This is a genomic window from Alteromonas abrolhosensis, from assembly GCF_001953635.1.
GTDB classification, from domain to species: domain Bacteria; phylum Pseudomonadota; class Gammaproteobacteria; order Enterobacterales; family Alteromonadaceae; genus Alteromonas; species Alteromonas abrolhosensis.
Genome location: NZ_MEJH01000014.1, coordinates 42,445 through 58,895 on the forward strand (window position 1 = coordinate 42,445; position 16,451 = coordinate 58,895).

A 16,451-nucleotide genomic window follows, 5' to 3' on the forward strand; every position below is an offset into this window, starting at 1 on the left:
CAGCTCTCGTCATTAAAGGCGTGAGGAAATAATATCCATCGCTTTTTCAAAGACTTGGTCAATATCCAAGTCCGTTGAATCTATAATTACTGCATCTTGTGCCGGTACCAAAGGAGCCACTGCACGTTGTGTATCACGCTCGTCTCTCGCCTTAATATCGGTTAAAAGGCGCGCAATATTAACATCCATGCCCTTTGCTTTCAACTGGCTATAACGGCGTTCAGCACGGGCTTCTGCGCTTGCTGTAAGGAAAATCTTTACAGGTGCGTCAGGAAATACCACTGTACCCATGTCGCGACCGTCAGCAACAAGACCAGGATCTTGTTGGAAAGCGCGCTGTCTGCGAAGTAATGCTTCGCGCACACGGGGTAATGCCGCAACTTTAGATGCCACCGCACCGACTTCTTCAGTGCGAATATCGTCAGTAACGTCTTCGCCTTCTAATATAATGCGAGTGGTATCGCCATTCGTCTCGAAACTAACATCAAGACCGGTTGCTAGAGGAACAACACATTCTTCATCATCACACGGAAGGTCGTGGTGAAGTGCAGCAACTGCTAATACGCGGTAAATTGCGCCGCTATCTAGAAAGTGCCACCCTAATTTCTTTGCCAATAAGCTACTTAACGTACCTTTACCAGCACCACTAGGACCGTCGACCGTGACTACGGGTGTGGAATGCATACCTGCTCCATCGTTTAAATTACTAAAAATCGCGCGCAATTATACGCTTTAGTTCAAGATAAGCAATGCCACCTACAAGCGGTGGCATTCTACATTTGGATAAATATGGCGCGGTTACGCGTTATGTAACCAAGACCTTACACGATTACGCAAGGTCGTTGCCACACTTTACTGATTGCTATAAAGGGTTTTAAAGCGGGTAAAGTAGTCTGGAAAAGTTTTACGTGTACAACCCGGGTCATTTATCGTGACCGGCGTATCGCTTAATGCAACAAGCGAGAAACACATGGCAATACGGTGGTCGTTGTAAGTATCTATCTCTGCGTGTTTGAGCGAGTCTGTTGGCCACACTTTTATGTAGTCGTGCCCTTCTTCCACTTTCGCGCCTAACTTTTGAAGTTCAGTCGCCATTGCCGCAAGTCGGTCAGTTTCTTTCACGCGCCAGTTATAGATGTTGGTCATGGTTGTTGGACCTTCAGCAAACAAGGCCGTTGTAGCAATGGTCATGGCTGCATCAGGAATATGGTTCATATCCATGTTTACGCCTTTAAGTGGCGCACCGGTTACTTCAACATATTCATCGTTCCACACGACTTTCGCGCCCATGGCCTCAAGCACATCGGCAAAGCGAATGTCACCTTGAATACTGTTTTGTCCAATACCGGTTACGCGTACCGTACCACCTTTAATGGCACCGGCTGCAAGGAAGTAAGATGCTGACGATGCATCGCCTTCAACCATAAATTTGCCCGGTGCAACATACTTAGCATCAGCAGAAACCGTAAACGTCTGGTAGCTGTCGTTTTCGACAGTAACACCAAACTTAGCCATGGTATCTAGCGTGATATCAATATAGGGCTTAGAGACCAATTCGCCCTTAATGCGAATAGTCACATCACCAGAAAAGAGCGGAGCAGCCATTAAGAGCGCGGTTAAGAACTGGCTAGATACACTGCCGTCTACCGACATTTCACCGCCGTTTAAAGTCTTACCTTTAATTTGTAGCGGCGGGTAACCTTCATTTTTAAGGTAAGTTACTTCAGCATCGGCTTCGCGTAGCGCATCGACTAAGTCGCCAATTGGACGCTCTTCCATGCGCGGCTCACCGGTAAGTACCGTATCAACGTTACTTGCAGCAAGTGCAGCGCACAAAGGTCGCATTGCTGTACCCGCATTACCCAAGAAAAGCTCAAGTGGCTCTGCTACGTTAAATGCACCACCGTTACCTTGCACAACGCATTGTGTTTTGTCTTCGCTAAGGCGATAGTTTATGCCTAATTTAGTTAGTGCATTTAACATGTGCTCAATATCTTCGCTATCAAGCAAGTTGGTTAATTCAGTTTCACCTTCAGCTAACGCGGCAAGCAGAAGTGCGCGGTTAGACAGACTTTTTGAGCCAGGTACATTGACCTCTCCCGATACTTTTGCAATCGGGTCTAATGTTAACTGCTCCATTTTATCCATTCACTCTTTCAAATTCGCGCATAAATTCAACTAGCGCAACAATGCCTTCTACTGGCATTGCATTATAAATACTGGCACGCATGCCCCCAACTGAACGATGCCCTTTAAGAGCAAGTAACCCTGCTTCTTGCGACTGTTTAAGGAACAATCCGTCAAGTTCAGCATTGGCTAAATGAAACGGCACGTTCATTTTTGATCGGTTGTCAGGGTGGACTTTACTTGAGTAAAAATCAGAGCTATCAATAGCTGAATACAATAACGCTGCCTTTTCCGCATTGCGTTTCGCCATAGCATCAACACCGCCCATATCTTTAAGCCATTCAAATACAAGGCCAGCCAAATACCATGAAAACGTTGGCGGTGTGTTGTACATAGAGTCAGACTTTGCAGCTAGTGCATAATCGAAGATAGAGGGCGTTTCTTTACGTGCTTTGCCAACTAGGTCTTCACGCACAATAACTACTGACAAACCACTTGGACCAATATTTTTCTGTGCACCAGCGTAAATGACGCCGTGCTTTGCTACATCTAACGGCTGAGACAATATGGTCGACGACATATCAGAAACCAGCGGAACCTTGCCCGACTCAGGTAGCCAATCGAAAGCAATTCCGTCAACAGTTTCATTTGGACAGAAATGGTAATACGCGGCAGATTGATCAATATCACTCAACTGAGGCTGCGCAATATAATGAAGTCCATCTTTTTCAGATACTTCCCCCACTACCTTCGCATTATTGTACTTGCTAGCTTCTTCTACCGCGCCTTTTGACCAAGAACCACTGACTAAGTGAAGACTGGTATCATCAGAGCTTGATAAGTTCAGCGGAACGGCTGCAAATTGCCCGCGACCACCACCATGTGTAAATAGAACATGATAGTTTGACGGAATAGATAGTAGGTCGCGTAAGTCCTGTTCTGCTTTTGCGGCTATCTCAATGAAGTCTTTGCCACGGTGGCTCACTTCCATTACAGAGCAGCCTAGGTCGCGCCAATTTGTAAATTCTGATTGTGCCTTTTCCATTACTTCTTTTGGAAGCATGGCGGGGCCTGCACTAAAGTTAAAAACCTCTTTCATCGCGCTTTTCAACACCTGTAGATAATTACCGTTTAACCCACGTTATTTTTACATTTTGTGGGTCTATTAGGTAAACAAGCGGCAAAAGCCGCTTGTTTAAAAGAACACTGATAATGCGCAAGGTGTTACGCCTGCGCTTCATCCCTACTCTTCTGTCGTTGAGCCGTCACCGTCTTCTGCGGTGTTTTCTTGCTCTTGAACAGCAGTTTCTGCTTGTTCTGGCACATCGTCTGAAATGATTGGGTTACCGTCTTCGTCGAATTCCTGTAACTCTTCCACTTCTTCAATGCGTTGTAACCCTACAACATGCTCACCTTCTACTGTACGTATTAGGCGAACACCTTGAGTGTTACGGCCGACTACTGACACTTCGCTTACACGGGTACGAACCAGTGTGCCTTGGTCACTAATAAGCATAATTTCGTTGGTTTCGTCTACTTGAACCGCACCAACCACTTTACCGTTACGCTCAGATACCTTAATTGATACAACACCTTGTGTCGCACGGCTCTTCGCAGGGTAATCTTCTAGCGGGGTACGCTTACCAAAACCGTTCTCTGTAGCTGTCAGGATTGGACCATCGCCTTTTGGAACAATAAGTGATACCACTTTTTGACCATCTTGCAGTCTAATACCGCGAACACCTGTTGCCGTTCGTCCCATTGGACGAAGTGCTAGAAGCTCTTCACCTGTTTCTGGGTCGCGCTTCACTTCACCGGTTTCGCTATCGCGTAGTTTTTCATTAAAGCGAACTACTTTACCTGCATCAGAGAACAGCATGATGTCGTCATCACCGTGGGTAATATCAACACCAATCAATTCATCGCCTTCATTAAGGTTCACTGCGATAATACCGCTTGAACGTGGACGTGAATATAGGCTTAGGTCAGTCTTTTTCACTGTACCGTTAGCCGTTGCCATTAGTACGAATTTACCTTCTTCAAATTCTTTAATAGGAAGAATGGCGGTAATACGCTCGTTTTCTTCAAGCGGTAAAATGTTAACTATTGGACGTCCGCGCGCATTTCGGCTAGCAAACGGCAATTGATACACTTTTAACCAATACAAGCGACCACGGGTAGAGAAACACAAAATGTGATCGTGGGTATTCGCTACCAGTAACCTTTCGATGAAATCTTCATCTTTCATCTTGGTTGCTGATTTACCACGGCCACCACGACGCTGCGCTTCGTAGTCTGTAAGCTTTTGATATTTCACATAACCTTCGCGAGAAAGCGTTACAACAACATCTTCTTGCTCAATGAGATCTTCAATATCAATATCGTGACTTGCTGCCGTAATTTCAGTACGACGCTCATCACCAAATTCATCACGTACTTTTTCAAGTTCTTCTTGAATTACTTCCATCAAGCGCTCTGGGCTATTTAGGATGTGAAGAAGTTCTGCGATGATCTCTAGAAGTTGCTTGTACTCTTCAAGGATCTTCTCGTGCTCAAGGCCCGTTAGCTTGTGTAAGCGAAGGTCAAGAATAGCTTGCGCTTGCTGCTCAGTAAGGTAGTACTTGCCGTCGCGAATACCAAATTCTGGCATTAACCAGTCAGGACGTGCGGCGTCATCGCCTGCGCGCTCAAGCATTTGCGCTACGTCGCCTAAGTCCCAACCTTGTGCCACAAGCGATTTCTTGGCGTCTGCTGGGCTTTGCGATGCTTTAATCAACTCAATAATTGGGTCGATATTCGCAAGCGCGATTGCCAAACCTTCAAGGATATGAGCACGGTCACGGGCTTTACGTAATTCAAAAACGGTACGACGTGTTACTACTTCACGACGGTGAAGAATAAAGCATTCTAACGTTTCTTTAAGGTTGAATACCTTAGGCTGACCGTTATCAAGCGCAACCATGTTAATACCGAACACCGTTTGAAGCTGGGTATTAGCATATAGATGGTTAAGCAAAACTTCGGCAGATTCGTTGCGTTTAACTTCAATAACAATGCGCATACCGTCTTTATCAGACTCGTCACGCAGTGCAGAAACGCCTTCGATACGCTTTTCTTTTACCAGTTCAGCAATCTTTTCAATAAGACGCGCTTTGTTGACCTGGTAAGGGATCTCATTAACAACAATGGTTTCTTTGCCGTTGCTGTCAGTTTCAATTTCGGCTTTGGCACGGAGATAAATTTTACCGCGACCTGTGCGATACGCATCTTCAATTCCCTTGCGCCCGCTGATCATTGCGGCCGTTGGGAAATCTGGACCTGGGATGTAAGTCATCAAGTCATCGATGGTAATAGATGGGTCTTGAATTAATGCTACGCAGCCGTTGATTACTTCGGTGAGGTTATGTGGCGGAATATTCGTCGCCATACCAACCGCGATACCCGACGAGCCATTAACAAGAAGGTTAGGTACCTTCGTTGGCAATACTTCAGGGATATGCTCTGTACCATCGTAGTTAGGTACGAAATCAACGGTTTCTTTATCTAAATCAGCGAGTAATTCGTGCGCAATTTTTGCCATACGAACTTCGGTATAACGCATCGCAGCAGCTGAGTCGCCGTCTACCGATCCGAAGTTACCTTGACCGTCTACTAGCATATAGCGAAGTGAGAACGGTTGCGCCATACGAACAATAGTGTCGTAAACTGCAGAGTCACCGTGAGGGTGATATTTACCAATTACGTCACCTACCACACGGGCAGATTTTTTGTATGGCTTGTTAAAGTCGTTTTTCAGTTCGTTCATTGCGAACAGCACACGACGGTGCACTGGCTTCAAGCCATCTCTTACGTCAGGCAAGGCTCGCCCGACAATAACGCTCATCGCGTAATCAAGGTAAGAGTTCTTTAACTCTTCCTCAATATTAACGGGGAGGATTTCTTTAGCGTTATCAGACATAAACTGCTTAATCCCTTTATCTTGGTTTGTTCTGCGTTATCCAGCACTTCGCTTCACATCATTGTGAAAACAAGGCGTGGGAGCGCACTGTTATTATTATGTGGGTCATAATCGTGCTTCGAGTGTACCACTTGATGACAGAATTATGTAGCGCTTAATTACGCTTATTAATCAACTAAAAGGCAAGCGATTATTTTTCGTTCACCCCTTCTTATAATTTGCCTATTTCTGTTTAAAAACAGTGAAACATAACCTTAATTTACGATATCTTAAAAAGAGATAGATTAAGGATTGTTTTACTCATGACGAACGTCGATCAACAAGAAATCAATAAGTTCTCTGAACTCGCTTCTCGCTGGTGGGATCCAGAAGGTGAATTTAAACCATTGCACCTTATTAACCCGCTTCGTTTGGACTTCATCAATCAACACAGCGAAGGCCTGTTTGATAAGAAAGTCGTCGATATAGGCTGTGGCGGAGGTATTCTAGCGGAATCAATGGCTCGTGCGGGTGCCACGGTAACTGGCTTGGATATGGCTGAAGCGTCGTTAGAAGTGGCTAAGCTTCACGGTTTAGAATCAGGGGTAAAAGTTGACTACGTATGCTCGACTGCCGAAGCGTTCGCAGAAGCGAACGAGGGTCAGTTTGATGTAGTGACCTGTATGGAAATGTTAGAACATGTACCCGACCCTGCTTCGGTTGTAATGGCCTGTGCTAAATTGGTTAAGCCTGGTGGCCATGTTTTCTTTTCTACGCTTAACCGAAATCTCAAGTCATACCTGATGGGGATCGTTGGGGCAGAATATATCCTTAAACTGGTTCCCAAAGGCACCCACGATCACAGTAAGTTCATTAAACCGTCTGAGCTTATGACGATGACAGATCAAGCTGGTTTACTGCCACGAGACATGACCGGTCTACACATGGACCCAATTTCTCAAGGTTTTTACCTTTCTGCGGATAATGTAGACGTTAACTACTTACTATATACAGTAGCGCAAAATTAATTTAACACTATATATTGGGTTGCGGCGATATTTTAAACACCATATATCGTGTTTATATAAAAACTATTTTCTAAGAATAAATTAATTTTTATGTCGAAGAAATAATTAAAAATGCTTGCAATCCAGATATTTTACGCTTGTAGAACGCTAAAAAGTTAGTTGTTACTAACATAAATTTCATGCCAGATTGAGTGCTCGAAATACCACCAGATATTGGGTTGCATTAAGACTAAAACCTCACTATCTTGTGTTTAATTCAGCATGTGATCCCAACGTAGATTTTAGGGATCGCACAGATCGCAAAATGGGTTCTGGTTTATGCCAATTCCCGGTTGTGACATCAACCTCGCTGAAAATATAAACGCAGTGAAAAAAATTAAATGAGCAGTCTCTACTTTATACTCTTCGGTATCAGTTTAGGCCGCTTTCGTGTGTGTTGTTATCTGGCGTGAGCCAACTGAGGTAATGGCATTTACACTTATATATATTAAAAAATGAAAAATGGGTACTTCATAGCCCACGCATCAAGCGCTAACAGACAAACGGCCAGTAACATGAATAACAACTTATTAGTCACCAAACGCAACGGTGAAAAAGAGTCCATCGACTTAGAGAAAATCCACAAAGTCGTCACATGGGCAGCCAAAGGACTTAAGAACGTTTCCGTTTCACAAGTTGAAATCAAGGCACAAATTCAGTTCTACGACGGTATCAATACCAGTGAAATCCACGAAACCTTGATCAAGTCAGCGGCAGATCTAATCTCTACCGATGCGCCAGATTATCAATACCTGGCAGCGCGCTTGGCTATTTTCCACCTTCGCAAAAAGGCCTACGGTCAATTTGAGCCGCCTGCCCTACTTGAGCATGTTGGAAAGATGGTTGATATGGGCAAGTACGACAAGCACTTGCTTGAAGACTACACGCCTGAAGAATTTGCTGAAATGGACTCGTATATCGACCATTGGCGCGACATGAACTTCAGCTACGCTGCAGTTAAGCAACTTGAAGGTAAGTATCTGGTTCAAAACCGTGTTACTGGTGAAATTTACGAAAGTGCACAGTTCCTATATATCTTAGTGGCTGCATGCCTTTTCGCAAATTACGACAAAGCGACGCGTATGGACTACATTCGCCGCTTCTACGATGCCGCTTCAACATTCAAGCTGTCATTGCCTACACCTATTATGGCTGGCGTACGTACGCCAACTCGCCAATTTAGTTCATGTGTACTTATCGAAACCGGCGACAGCTTAGATTCAATCAATGCAACGGCAAGTGCCATTGTTAAATACGTAAGCCAGCGTGCGGGTATCGGTGTAAATGCCGGTCGCATTCGTGCACTAGGTAGCCCTATTCGTGGTGGTGAAGCGTTCCACACTGGTTGTATTCCTTTCTATAAATACTTCCAGACTGCAGTTAAAAGCTGTTCACAAGGTGGTGTTCGTGGCGGTGCTGCTACGCTGTTCTACCCTATCTGGCATATGGAAGTAGAATCGTTATTGGTTCTTAAGAACAACCGTGGTGTAGAAGAAAACCGTGTACGTCACCTAGATTACGGTGTTCAGTTCAACAAACTGATGTACCAACGCATGATGAAAGATGGCTACATTTCATTGTTTAGCCCATCTGACGTTCCTGGTCTTTACGATGCATTCTTTGCTGATCAAGAGAAGTTTGAAGAGCTATACGTTAAATACGAAAACGACGACAGCATCCGTAAAAAGCAAATCAAAGCAATGGAACTGTTTAGCTTGTTTATGCAAGAGCGTGCAAGCACAGGTCGTATTTATCTTCAAAACGTTGACCACTGTAATACGCACAGCCCGTTTAATCCGGAAGTTGCACCAGTACGTCAAAGTAACTTGTGTCTTGAAATCGCGCTACCTACTAAGCCGCTACAGCACGTTAATGACGAAAATGGTGAGATTGCACTTTGTACATTATCTGCGTTTAACTTAGGTGCAATTAAGTCACTTGACGAGTTTGAAGAGCTGTCTGATCTTGCTGTACGTGCCCTAGATAACCTGCTTGATTACCAAGACTACCCAGTTCCTGCTGCATATAACGCAACAATGGGACGTCGTACGCTTGGCGTAGGTGTTATCAACTTTGCATACTACCTAGCTAAAAATGGCGTTAAATACTCTGACCACAGCGCTAATGCTCTGGTACACCGCACGTTTGAAGCAATGCAGTATTACCTATTAAAAGCGTCTAACAACCTTGCGAAAGAAAAAGGTGCGTGTCCTAAGTTCAACGAAACCACTTATTCTCAAGGCATTATGCCAATTGACAGCTACAAGAAAGATCTTGATAGCGTGTGCAATGAACCGCTTCATTACGACTGGGATTCGCTTCGTGAAGAAATTAAAACTCACGGCCTGCGTAACTCTACCCTATCAGCATTGATGCCATCAGAAACGTCTTCGCAAATTTCTAATGCGACGAACGGTATTGAGCCACCGCGTGGTTTTATCAGCATTAAGTCGAGTAAAGATGGGGTTCTTAAGCAAGTAGTACCTGAATACGAAACGCTAAGAGATCAATACGAACTACTTTGGGATATTCCTTCAAACGATGGTTACCTACAACTTGTTGGTATCATGCAGAAGTTTATCGACCAAACTATCTCAGCGAATACCAACTATGACCCAAGCCGTTACGAAGGTAACAAGGTACCAATGAAGCTTCTTCTTAAAGACCTTCTTACTACGTATAAACTGGGTGTTAAAACACTTTACTATCATAACACTCGTGACGGCGCGTCAGACACCTCTGCACTCGATGCTAAAGCGAGTGAGCCTATGCCACGTCAAGAAGAAGTGGTTGTAGAGGAAGATGATGATTGTGCAGGCGGTGCGTGTAAGATCTAATACACGCCCTTCTGTTTAAATGGCAGGTGCGTGAAAGGACGTATTCGCGCTTGCCATTGACGTTTCGCAGCAAGAACACAAACAATAATACGCGTTAATCATTAAGTTTTTAGTTAGGCCATCATGAAATACACTACGTTTAATCAGCAAAGTACTAATCCATTGATCGAGCCGATGTTTTTCGGTAACCCCGTGAACGTTGCACGCTACGACCAGCAAAAGCATGCCATTTTCGAAAAGCTTATTGAGAAACAAATTAGCTTTTTTTGGCGACCAGAAGAAGTTGATGTTTCTCGAGATCGCGTAGATTTTCAAAAACTAACCGACCCAGAAAAACATATCTTCATTTCGAACCTTAAGTACCAAACTCTGCTAGATTCGGTACAGGGTCGCAGTCCAAACATCGCATTTTTGCCCATTATTTCACTACCAGAGTTAGAAACGTGGGTAGAAACATGGTCGTTTTTTGAAACTATCCATTCGCGTTCATACACGCACATTTTGCGTAACCTATTTTCAGATCCTAGTGAAATCTTCGAAGATATCGTAGTAAACGATGAAATTAAGCGCCGTGCTGCTGACATTTCTAAATACTATGACGACCTTATTTTTGCCACTCAGCTTTGGCAAACTCAGGGTGAAGGCATTCACACCATCAATGGCACTGCATACACAGTTAACATGTACGAGTTGAAGAAGAAGCTTTACCTGTGCATGAATTCGGTGAATGCTCTGGAAGCAATCCGTTTCTACGTGTCTTTTGCCTGTACGTTTGCATTTGCAGAACGTAAGTTGATGGAAGGTAACTCTAAGATTATTCGTTTGATTGCCCGTGACGAAAACCTTCACTTATCTTCAACACAGCATATCCTTAATTTGTGGGCTAAGGGCAAAGATGACCCTGAAATGGCGCAAATTGCAGAAGAATGTAAAGAAGAAGCGCGTGCTATCTTTATGAACGCCGTTGAGCAAGAAAAGCAGTGGGCTGACTACTTGTTCCAAAACGGTTCAATGATTGGTCTGAACAAAGAAATTCTTTGCCAATACGTCGAGTATATTGCTAATCAGCGTATGTCTGCCATTGGCCTAGACACGCCATTTGAAGTTAGCAGTAATCCACTTCCATGGATGAACAACTATCTGAACTCAGACAATGTGCAGGTGGCACCTCAAGAGTCTGAAATCAGTTCTTATCTGGTAGGACAGATCGATTCTGCTGTAAGCGAAGACGACTTTGCTGATTTTGAGCTGTAAAACTACAGCTTAATGAGTAGTAACGATAAATCACTCCGCATCGACGTTGTCGATGTGGGGGCGATTATTGCCCCCCAAGATAAAACCCTCTTACACGCCCTTGAAGAAGCGGACGTTCATATTCACTACCATTGCCGTGAAGGTTTTTGTGGTGCATGCCGAACAAAACTTATTGAAGGCGAAGTTGAGTACACTACCGATCCCCTAGCCTTCATTGACGACGATGAGATTCTTCCATGTTGTTGCGTGGCTAAATGCCCATTAAAAATAAAAGTTCCTCTTTAACTTCATACTCAAGCCTGAAAATATCGTATTCTCTATGGCTTTGCCGCAAATCTTTTCAGTTTTTAGCGCCTGATTTCGGAAAGAAGAAACCTAATCTTGCATTAAAGGATCTTTTCAATCGCGTACAACTCTTCATCAATCACTTGCAGACGCGACGCAACAACGGTTCTCGCATCGTTCACTCCTTTGTTGTAAAACGATGCACCCATCTCTTTACTAATGAAATCAAGCAAGAAGTCACCGTCAAACTGACCCAGTTCAATACCTAATTCATCATCAAAATATTGTTGCAATTTAGCGACCAATACTTCTTTCTCTTCTCGTGTAAATGCAATATCACTCATTGTATTCTCTCTTTCGTTCTTATCTAAGCATATGATTTTAAATTACATTTTGAATTACATGCCTATATTATTTATATTGAGCTATTTACCTAAAAAGTTTTTTCTAGCTGGTATGTTTTTCGCAGTAAATCCGTCACTCAGCTATATTTTTTAATGAGTATCATATGGAAGTAGCTCTGGACGTTGAGCTTTGTATGCTTCTACCCTAATAGCGCTCTGGCAGAGCTAATGCTAAAGAAGGTCGCTATTCAACAAGACGAGAGGTTAACCATGAAAATTTTACCGCTTCTAGGTATAGCGTGTGCATTCACAATAAACAGTCTACCAGCAGATGCCAACCCCAATCACCCACAAAAGGACAAAACACTTCCTCCGGGCATAGAGAAGAAGTATGAGCGCACGGGCAAACTACCGCCAGGTTGGGAAAAGAAACTAATTGTTGGCAAGCGTTTGGATCACGATATTTACGATCATGGAAGAGTAATAGTCCCAATGGGTGATGACGGTATCATTACCGTTCGCATTGAGAACAAGGTGGTTAGACTAATTCAAGCCACAAGAGAAATTGTCGAAATCCTCGATTGAGCATTTTGTCTAGAGCACTTCGCTAGTGCTCTACAGTTAACTGTTACTTATGGCCTACTATCAGCATTTGAAAATTGACTTAGCTGTCTTCCACAGTAGTATCAAATGTACTTAACGGTTTTGCGAAAAGAAGCCGTTCGATTTTCTTCAATTTCAATATCTCTTACCCCGTTGGATGTTGGAAGTATTTTAGTCAGGCCAGTAAGTTACCTAGTAGGTGATACTACCAAAAGGCCCAAACGCAAAATAAATTTCAGGAATAAAAGATGGCAACTAACGCCCTGTTTAAGCCTTACTCACATGGCAATCTTTCATTAACCAACCGTATCGTTATGGCCCCTATGACCCGCCAGTTTTCACCGAACGGTATTCCAACACCTGATGTTGCGGCTTATTACAAGCGTCGTGCGCAAGGTGGTACAGGGTTAATTATTACTGAGGGCACCACGGTTAACGATAACGTTGCGACAATGGACGCCAATATTCCTCAATTCCACGGCGAACAAGCCTTAAGCGGATGGAAAACCGTAGTAGATGAAGTTCACAGTGTAGGTGGAAAAATTATGCCTCAGCTGTGGCACGTAGGTATGGCAAGGGTTGCAGAAAAAGCGCCTTTTCCTGACCTACCAAGTGCAGGACCTTCGGGTTTATTCAAACCTGGAAAACAAGGTGCTGAACCGATGACAGTGCAACACATTGAGTCTGTGATAGCGGCCTTTGCGCAAGCAGCAGCTGATGCTAAATCCATAGGTATGGATGGAATAGAAATTCATGGCGCACACGGTTACTTAATCGACCAGTTTTTCTGGGAAGGCACCAACCAAAGAAGTGATAGTTGGGGAGGCAGCATGGAAAACCGCGGGCGTTTTGCTGTCGAAATTATTAAGGCTATACGCGCTGCTACAGGCCCAGATTTCCCTATTATTCTTCGCTATTCACAGTGGAAACAACAAGACTATACCGCACGCTTGGCCCACTCCCCTCAGGAGTTAGAGCAGTTTTTACTACCTCTAAGTGAAGCTGGTGTTGACGTTTTCCATTGTTCTCAGCGCCGTTACTGGGAAAACGAGTTTGAGGGTAGCAATTTGAATCTTGCTGGCTGGACGAAAAAGCTTACCGGTAAGCCCACCATTACAGTAGGGTCGGTAGGACTAAATGACGACTTCTTCGGTGCGTTTAAAGGACAGGATTCAAGTACTCGTTCGGTGGATGACTTACTAGAGAGGCTGGATGCCGGCGAGTTCGATCTTGTCGCAGTGGGACGGGCACTTTTACAAGACCCTAATTGGGCGAACAAGATAAAAGAGAACCGGACGGATGAACTAGAGCAATACTCAGGCAAAGCGTTGGCAACCCTTTCTTAGGGCGGATTTCTGCAAGCACTAGCACTGTTCCAGCCGTGCTAGTGCTTTTGCCAGAAAGCCTCAAAGTCAGTTTTGCTCAGAGGCTCGGCAATCAAATAGCCTTGCGCGTAATCACAGCCCATACTCTTTAAAATATCGTATTGCTCTTGCGTCTCTACACCTTCAGCCACAACCTTTATACCGAGTTTTTTTGCCATTACAATAATGGCCTCGCATAACACCTTGTCGTTACTGACATCAGTCATAGACTTCACAAAGCTTCTATCAATTTTGATAAGGTCTGTCGGAAAGCGTTTTAAATACGAAATGGAACTAAACCCTGTTCCAAAATCGTCTAGCGCGATATCAACGCCAGCTTGCCTAAATTGAAACAGCTTCTTTGATACTGTTTCATCAGCTTCCATCAATAAATTTTCTGTGACCTCTAGCAGTATAGAGCGCGCAGAAATATGCTGCTCTAAAAGCAAATTTAGCCACTGAGTTATATTCGATTCCATATTAAAGTAATGGCTAGGCGATGTATTAATGCTTACCTGTAGCTCTTTTCGATAGCGTTCCTTCCAAATACGAACGTTAGAGCACACTTCTTTGAAGACCCAATTACTGATATCAATAATTAGACCCGACTCTTCTGCAAGTGGAATGAATTCATCAGGGGTTATCCGCCCTTTATTCGGGTGCTGCCACCTAAGCAGTGCCTCAGCTTTCATTACTTTCTGGTTGCTGAAACACGCTATAGGCTGGTACTCAATGAACAGTTCATTGTTTTTAACAGCGTATCGCAGGTCATTTAATAGAGTTATCCTCTTAATCGCTGCGGCTTGCATGTCGTGGGTGTAATACTGGTAACTATTTTTTCCTTGGTCTTTCGCACCGTACATCGCTTGATCGGCATTCTTTAAGAGGCTTTTTACGTCTTTCGCATCGTCAGGGTACAGCGTAACCCCTAAACTTGCGCTAGTATGCACACGTTCTAACTCTAATATGTAAGGCTTACCTATTGTTCTAAGCAATTTCTGAATGACCTGCTCGATAGAACTCAAGCCTTTGATGCTGTTCAGAATAATAACGAATTCATCACCACCTAACCTGGATACGGTGTCATCTGAACGCAAACATTGTTTTATTCGCTTAGCGCACTCGATGAGAAGCTTGTCGCCCATATCGTGACCAAGCGTATCATTGATATCTTTAAAATTATCTAAATCTAAAAATATCACTGCTACCTTTTCATTGTCTCTATCAGCGGTTTTTATTGCCAGCTGCAAATGATCCAACATAAGATTTCTATTGGGAAGCCCAGTGAGCGAATCAAAATTTGCCTGTCTCCAAATAAGTTGGTTTGCGAGCTCTCTTTCAATGGCAATGCTGGCAATATGCGCGAACTGCTCAATTAGCAACATTTCATCGGCCGTCGGTATAGCCTTTTCTCTGTGATAGATGGCGAAGGTACCAATGACCTCACCGTTTGACCCCTGAATCGGTTGCGACCAACACGAGCGTACACCCGCGCTCAAGGCTAAATCTTTCCACTCAACCCAATAAGGATGTGTACTGATATCTTCGACAATAGTCGGTAAATTCGTTGCGGCGGTATTACCGCAGGATCCCCTGCCCACACCATACTCAGCGCCATCAATTGCATCATTGTAGAAATCAGGCAACGAGGGAGCGGCCCCCTTCTTTAGTTTTCCGTCGTCTAACAACAAAATGCTGCATATTTGGTCTGTATATTCAGCTTCAATAGCATTTACAATGTCATGAAGCACGGTATGTAGTGATTCTGCGTTCACCACTTTTTCTAAAATTGCGCTCCTCACACGTGTAATTTTTTGTGTCTGGGCTAGTCGATATTGGTATTCTTCCAATTGAAGAGAAAGGTCATTGTATTCTTGCCTCTTAAGTTCAGATTCAGCAAGTTGCGCGAGGTTTTCTAACTGTTGTATTTGGGCGTCATTAAGCGTTTTTGCAGCATCGTCAAATACACACAGTGTACCGACTGGGAATCCTTCAACCATCAGTCTAACACCGGCATAAAAGCGAATATGAGGATGGCCAACTACGTAGGGATTGTTGTCAAACCGAGGATCGTTAAGCGTATCGGGCACAACTAAAGTTTTGTCTTGCGCAATAGTGTGAGCGCAAAAAGCCACATCCCGCTTTGTTTCGGCCATATCAAGATTAACGGCAGACTTAAACCATTGCCTGTTTTCGTCAATAAGCGTTATCGATGCGAAATTACAATTAAAGACGCTGCTGGCGAGTCGCGTTATACGGTCAAAACGCTCTTCCGGCGGAGTGTCTAGCACACCCAGTCGCTTGAGTGCAGCAACGCGTTCATGTTCATTAGAAATTATCGGTGGTGCGCGCACAATTCGCTCCTAAATCACACTCGGTCGAATTACGCTCGGACTTCCGCGCGATTTCAATAGCGTTATCAGGCCAGTTGAACATTATTCCTGCCGTTCTTTTGGCTTTGTATAATGCGTCGTCGGCTTCTGAAAGTGCTGACTCAACAGTGTCGTGATGCTCTTTCACACAAGATACACCTGCACTGACTGTGATATCAATAAACTTTCTATTAACATCTAATGGGTTCGTGCGCTTAATTTGGAGGCTGGCTTAAACTCGACATGTGGTCAATAAGCAAT

At 44.0% G+C, this 16,451-nt stretch carries 13 protein-coding genes; 6 read left to right on the forward strand and 7 right to left on the reverse strand.

Annotated features, from left to right (window positions below):
• Window positions 1-12: 12 nt before the first annotated feature.
• From cmk to gyrA, 4 genes are all read right to left on the reverse strand, one after another.
• Window positions 13-684, reverse strand: coding sequence for a (d)CMP kinase (cmk, locus tag BGK61_RS16895; protein WP_014976668.1), 672 nt, complete (start codon window positions 682-684; stop codon window positions 13-15).
• 168 nt (window positions 685-852) lie between these two features.
• The gene (gene aroA, locus BGK61_RS16900; RefSeq protein WP_076011502.1) at window positions 853-2,139 is read right to left on the reverse strand and encodes a 3-phosphoshikimate 1-carboxyvinyltransferase; all 1,287 of its coding nucleotides are present in this window, start codon (window positions 2,137-2,139) and stop codon (window positions 853-855) included.
• 1 nt (window position 2,140) lies between these two features.
• Window positions 2,141-3,226 (reverse strand): 3-phosphoserine/phosphohydroxythreonine transaminase, encoded by a 1,086-nt coding sequence (serC, locus tag BGK61_RS16905; protein ID WP_076011499.1) that lies wholly within the window; start codon window positions 3,224-3,226, stop codon window positions 2,141-2,143.
• A 144-nt stretch (window positions 3,227-3,370) separates the two neighbouring features.
• On the reverse strand, window positions 3,371-6,085 hold the full coding sequence (gyrA, locus tag BGK61_RS16910) for a DNA topoisomerase (ATP-hydrolyzing) subunit A (RefSeq protein WP_076026116.1): 2,715 nt from the start codon (window positions 6,083-6,085) through the stop codon (window positions 3,371-3,373).
• A 302-nt stretch (window positions 6,086-6,387) separates the two neighbouring features.
• Between gyrA and ubiG the strand changes: the two genes are divergently transcribed.
• The 4 genes from ubiG (at window position 6,388) to yfaE (ending at window position 11,507) form a co-directional block, all read left to right on the forward strand.
• Window positions 6,388-7,092, forward strand: coding sequence for a bifunctional 2-polyprenyl-6-hydroxyphenol methylase/3-demethylubiquinol 3-O-methyltransferase UbiG (gene ubiG, locus BGK61_RS16915; RefSeq protein ID WP_076012459.1), 705 nt, complete (start codon window positions 6,388-6,390; stop codon window positions 7,090-7,092).
• A gap of 554 nt (window positions 7,093-7,646) precedes the next feature.
• Entirely contained in the window at window positions 7,647-9,968 is a 2,322-nt protein-coding gene (gene nrdA / locus BGK61_RS16920; RefSeq protein WP_014998504.1) for a class 1a ribonucleoside-diphosphate reductase subunit alpha, read from the forward strand.
• A gap of 123 nt (window positions 9,969-10,091) precedes the next feature.
• On the forward strand, window positions 10,092-11,222 hold the full coding sequence (gene nrdB, locus BGK61_RS16925) for a class Ia ribonucleoside-diphosphate reductase subunit beta (RefSeq protein ID WP_014998505.1): 1,131 nt from the start codon (window positions 10,092-10,094) through the stop codon (window positions 11,220-11,222).
• A 12-nt stretch (window positions 11,223-11,234) separates the two neighbouring features.
• Window positions 11,235-11,507 carry a class I ribonucleotide reductase maintenance protein YfaE gene (yfaE, locus tag BGK61_RS16930; protein ID WP_014998506.1) on the forward strand — a complete coding sequence of 91 codons (273 nt, stop codon included), beginning with the start codon at window positions 11,235-11,237 and terminating at the stop codon, window positions 11,505-11,507.
• 101 nt (window positions 11,508-11,608) lie between these two features.
• Here the strand turns inward: yfaE and BGK61_RS16935 are convergent, their stop codons facing one another.
• Complete coding sequence (locus BGK61_RS16935; RefSeq protein ID WP_076012460.1) at window positions 11,609-11,851, reverse strand: DUF2164 domain-containing protein; 243 nt, start codon at window positions 11,849-11,851, stop codon at window positions 11,609-11,611.
• 228 nt (window positions 11,852-12,079) lie between these two features.
• On the opposite strand from BGK61_RS16935, the gene BGK61_RS16940 reads away from it, so the two are divergent.
• Complete coding sequence (locus BGK61_RS16940) at window positions 12,080-12,436, forward strand: hypothetical protein (RefSeq protein ID WP_232298183.1); 357 nt, start codon at window positions 12,080-12,082, stop codon at window positions 12,434-12,436.
• Window positions 12,437-12,702: 266 nt separating this feature from the next.
• Complete coding sequence (locus BGK61_RS16945) at window positions 12,703-13,800, forward strand: NADH:flavin oxidoreductase (RefSeq protein ID WP_014998509.1); 1,098 nt, start codon at window positions 12,703-12,705, stop codon at window positions 13,798-13,800.
• Between the two features lie 38 nt (window positions 13,801-13,838).
• Here BGK61_RS16945 and BGK61_RS16950 read toward each other — a convergent pair whose 3' ends face one another.
• A complete protein-coding gene (locus BGK61_RS16950; RefSeq protein WP_076012461.1) occupies window positions 13,839-16,172 on the reverse strand; it encodes a sensor domain-containing phosphodiesterase in 2,334 nt (777 codons plus the stop codon).
• Window positions 16,147-16,410, reverse strand: coding sequence for a GGDEF domain-containing protein (locus BGK61_RS19755; protein WP_324611850.1), 264 nt, complete (start codon window positions 16,408-16,410; stop codon window positions 16,147-16,149). The genes BGK61_RS16950 and BGK61_RS19755 overlap by 26 nt, the downstream gene beginning before the upstream one ends.
• Window positions 16,411-16,451 lie beyond the last annotated feature (41 nt).

What these genes read in the sequence shown, in the direction of transcription:
- cmk (WP_014976668.1), bottom strand. Translation starts at nt 684, where the DNA reads ATGCATTCCACACCCGTAGTCACGGTCGACGGTCCTAGTGGTGCTGGT.
- ubiG (WP_076012459.1), top strand. Translation starts at nt 6,388, where the DNA reads ATGACGAACGTCGATCAACAAGAAATCAATAAGTTCTCTGAACTCGCT.
- nrdA (WP_014998504.1), top strand. Translation starts at nt 7,647, where the DNA reads ATGAATAACAACTTATTAGTCACCAAACGCAACGGTGAAAAAGAGTCC.
- BGK61_RS16945 (WP_014998509.1), top strand. Translation starts at nt 12,703, where the DNA reads ATGGCAACTAACGCCCTGTTTAAGCCTTACTCACATGGCAATCTTTCA.
- aroA (WP_076011502.1), bottom strand. Translation starts at nt 2,139, where the DNA reads ATGGAGCAGTTAACATTAGACCCGATTGCAAAAGTATCGGGAGAGGTC.
- gyrA (WP_076026116.1), bottom strand. Translation starts at nt 6,085, where the DNA reads ATGTCTGATAACGCTAAAGAAATCCTCCCCGTTAATATTGAGGAAGAG.
- nrdB (WP_014998505.1), top strand. Translation starts at nt 10,092, where the DNA reads ATGAAATACACTACGTTTAATCAGCAAAGTACTAATCCATTGATCGAG.
- BGK61_RS16940 (WP_232298183.1), top strand. Translation starts at nt 12,080, where the DNA reads ATGCTAAAGAAGGTCGCTATTCAACAAGACGAGAGGTTAACCATGAAA.
- yfaE (WP_014998506.1), top strand. Translation starts at nt 11,235, where the DNA reads ATGAGTAGTAACGATAAATCACTCCGCATCGACGTTGTCGATGTGGGG.
- BGK61_RS16935 (WP_076012460.1), bottom strand. Translation starts at nt 11,851, where the DNA reads ATGAGTGATATTGCATTTACACGAGAAGAGAAAGAAGTATTGGTCGCT.
- serC (WP_076011499.1), bottom strand. Translation starts at nt 3,226, where the DNA reads ATGAAAGAGGTTTTTAACTTTAGTGCAGGCCCCGCCATGCTTCCAAAA.